The following is a 3,381-nucleotide window of genomic DNA, read 5'->3' on the forward strand; positions in this document are numbered from 1 at the left end:
CGATGATATTTAACTACTCTTTTGGGCTAGAGCTTTGTAAAAATAACCCTAAAATTTCAAAAAAGATTCTCCTAGCTCTTGGTATCGCGGGAAATTTGGCCTTGCTTGGGTATTTTAAATACTCAGACTTTTTGATCGCCAACGTAAATTTCGCCTTCGGTACGCAGATAGCGCATCTAAATTTACTCCTGCCGCTTGCGATTTCATTTTTTACGTTTCAGCAGATCGCATATCTGGTGGATTGCTCGGCGGGAGAGGGCACAAAGCGGTATGATTTTTTAAACTATTGCTTGTTTGTTACGTTTTTTCCGCAGCTAATCGCAGGCCCGATCGTGCATCACGAGGAGATGATGCCGCAGTTTGCAAAAGCTAAAAATAAAATAATCAACTACAAAAATATCGCTCTTGGGCTTTTTATATTTTCTATCGGGCTTTTTAAAAAGGTCGTTATCGCCGATACTTTTGCCGTTTGGGCGACCGAGGGATTTGACATGGCTGCGAGCTTAAATTTGATCGAAGCTTGGGTTACTAGCCTTAGCTACACGTTTCAGCTCTATTTTGATTTTAGCGGATACTCCGATATGGCGATCGGCGCGGCGCTGCTTTTTAACATCAAACTCCCGATAAATTTCAACTCGCCTTACAAGGCTTTAAATATTCAGGATTTTTGGCACAGGTGGCATATCACGCTAAGCCGTTTTTTAAGAGATTACGTCTATATCCCGCTGGGAGGCAACCGCAAGGGCAAGGCGAGAACGTACGTAAATTTGGCCGCGACCTTCGTGATAGGCGGCATCTGGCACGGAGCGGGCTGGACGTTTGTATTTTGGGGATGTCTGCACGGTGCGGCTCTGGTCGTCCAAAGGATTTGGAGTGAGCTTGGTTTTAGGCTAAATAAATTCGTAGCTTGGTTTATAACCTTTAACTTCGTAAATATCGCTTGGGTATTTTTTAGAGCGAAGGAGTGGGATGACGCGCTAAAGGTGCTAAAGGGGATGTTTGGGCTGGGCGGAGGGCTAACTCTAAATTCGCGGCTAGAGAAAAAGGTTGGTTTTTTGAGGGAGTACGGCGTTAAATTTGGTGAGTGGAATCCAAATATACAAATAGACAGCACAAATACCTTGTTCTACTACCTTATCGCTGGTTTTGCGGTAGCGCTGCTATTTAAAAACTCTGCGCAAAAACTGCAAGGCTTTAGACTCGGCGGGCTAAATTTGACCCTAGCTGTGCTTTGTTTTACGCTGGGCGTTTTAAATTTGCACAAAATGTCTCAATTTTTATATTTTAACTTTTAGGAAAGTGGTATGAAATTTAAAAAATGGACGTTTAGCTTTTTGACCTCGGCGGCTTTGATTTTCGCGTTTGTAGCGGTTTTTAACTACCTGGTCGATCCATATAGGATTTACGATACGGATATCTTTAAAAATAAACCTAGAGAGGACTTACAGTCACGCTTTATGAAGGTTGTAAAGATCCAAAAAATCAGGCCCGCCTCGATATTTTTAGGCAACTCCCGCCCGCAAACCGCGCTAAATCTGGCGCATAGGTATTTCGCGCAACCTGCCTTTAACGCGGCGGTATCAGGAGGCAATCTAAACGAAGCTAAAGCCTATCTAAAATGGGCGATAAAGCAGGGAAATTTAAAGCAGGCATTGCTAGTTTTTGACGATAAGACGATGCTAGGCGGCGGTAGCAAGGCCGATGATTTCGAGGAGTATTTTAAAAATCCTAGCGCGTATAAAATTTTATTTAGCTTCCAGACGCTTCGCGACTCGGTAGCAACCGTCCAAAATACGGCAAAACCCCGCTTTTTGAGCCCGACGGTAGACGGACCGAGGTGTCGCTGCTAGAAGAGGTGCGAAGAAACGGGGGCTACTACGAATACTCCGTAAAAAAGATAGAAAGCGGATATATGGCTGAGCGCAAAAGAGACGAGGTATCAAGGCTGTCTTATGAAAATTTTATCGAGATTTTAACGGATGCTCACGAAAATAATATAACCCTTGATATCGCTATAAGTCCGCTACATGCTAGGCTGCTTGAAGTTATGGACTACAGAGTCGGGCTTGACGCGGCGTGGTATGAGTGGAAAAAACAGATAACGGCCGTAAACGAAGAGGTTGCCCAGCGACTTGGAAAGAGGCCGTTTAGGATAGTGGATTTTGGCCTTTATAACGAGATAACGACTCAGGAGCTACCTAAAAACGCAGGCCAAATTTCACCGTACTACTGGGAAGCTAGCCACTATAACGCAAGGCTCGGCGATATGATACTGGAGTTCTTGTCGGGGCAGGGCGAGCATGCGGGGCTAGGCGTAGAGATAACTAGCAAAAACATAGACGCGCACATAGAAAATCAAAAAAGCCTGAGAGCCAAATTTATAGATACGCGGGAGTATAGGCGCGAGGTTTTGGGCGAGTAGGTTTTGGGGCGGTAAATTTATTTAAAAGCCAAGATTTTATATAATCGCACAATAAAATTTAAAGGCTAAATTTGCAAAGATACCCCACAAAGCAGATCAAAATCAGGGACGTAAAAATAGGCGGAGACGCGCCCATATCGGTGCAGTCGATGACGTTTAGCAAGACCAAAGACGTAAAAGGCACGTTAGAGCAGATACAGAGGCTTTATTTTGCCGGCTGCGATATCGTGCGCTGCGCCGTGTTTGACAAAGAGGACACCGCCGCGCTGCGCGAGGTCGTGAAAGCTAGCCCGCTGCCCGTCGTCGCCGATATTCACTTTAATCACAACTACGCCGTGATAGTTAGCGAGTTTGTCGATGCTATCCGCATAAACCCGGGCAACATCGGCTCAAAAAAGAACATCAAAGCCGTCGTAGATGCGTGCAAGCAGCGAAATCTGCCTATCCGTATCGGCGTAAACTCGGGCTCGCTCGAAAAGCAGTTTGAGGACAGATACGGCCGAACGGTCGAAGCGATGGTGCAAAGTGCGCTTTATAACATAAATTTGCTCGAGGATTTTGACTTTACCGATATCAAAATCTCGCTAAAATCAAGTGACGTCGAGCGCACGATGGCCGCTTACCGCGCGCTTAGGCCGCTCGTGGCGTATCCGTTTCACCTGGGCGTTACGGAGGCCGGCACTAGCTTTCACGCGACGATAAAGTCCGCGATCGCGCTGGGTGGACTGCTACTAGAAGGCATCGGCGACACGATGCGAGTTAGCATCACGGGCGAGCTAGAAGAGGAGATCAAGGTCGCAAAAGCGATCCTAAAAGATAGCGGCCGCCAAAAAGAGGGGCTAAATATCATCTCGTGCCCAACCTGTGGGCGTTTGCAAGCTGACCTGATGGCTGCGGTAAAACTCGTCGAGGAAAAGACCAAGCACATCAAAGAGCCGCTAAACGTCTCGGTTATGGGC

General features: G+C 46.4%; 4 protein-coding genes. All 4 read left to right on the plus strand.

The window, feature by feature from the left end; all coding sequences use genetic code 11:
- Positions 1 to 1,295: MBOAT family protein (locus Q0546_RS00470; RefSeq protein ID WP_298789542.1), on the plus strand; the 1,295-nt coding region annotated here is incomplete at its 5' end.
- 9 nt (positions 1,296 to 1,304) lie between these two features.
- On the plus strand, positions 1,305 to 1,850 hold the full coding sequence (locus tag Q0546_RS00475; protein ID WP_298789543.1) for a hypothetical protein: 546 nt from the start codon (positions 1,305 to 1,307) through the stop codon (positions 1,848 to 1,850).
- The gene (locus Q0546_RS00480; RefSeq protein WP_298789544.1) at positions 1,838 to 2,422 is read left to right on the plus strand and encodes a hypothetical protein; all 585 of its coding nucleotides are present in this window, start codon (positions 1,838 to 1,840) and stop codon (positions 2,420 to 2,422) included. Before Q0546_RS00475 ends, Q0546_RS00480 begins: the two co-directional genes overlap by 13 nt.
- 71 nt (positions 2,423 to 2,493) lie before the next feature.
- Positions 2,494 to 3,381: flavodoxin-dependent (E)-4-hydroxy-3-methylbut-2-enyl-diphosphate synthase (ispG, locus tag Q0546_RS00485; RefSeq protein WP_298789545.1), on the plus strand; the 888-nt coding region annotated here is incomplete at its 3' end.

The organism is uncultured Campylobacter sp., assembly GCF_937997465.1.
GTDB lineage: Bacteria > Campylobacterota > Campylobacteria > Campylobacterales > Campylobacteraceae > Campylobacter_A.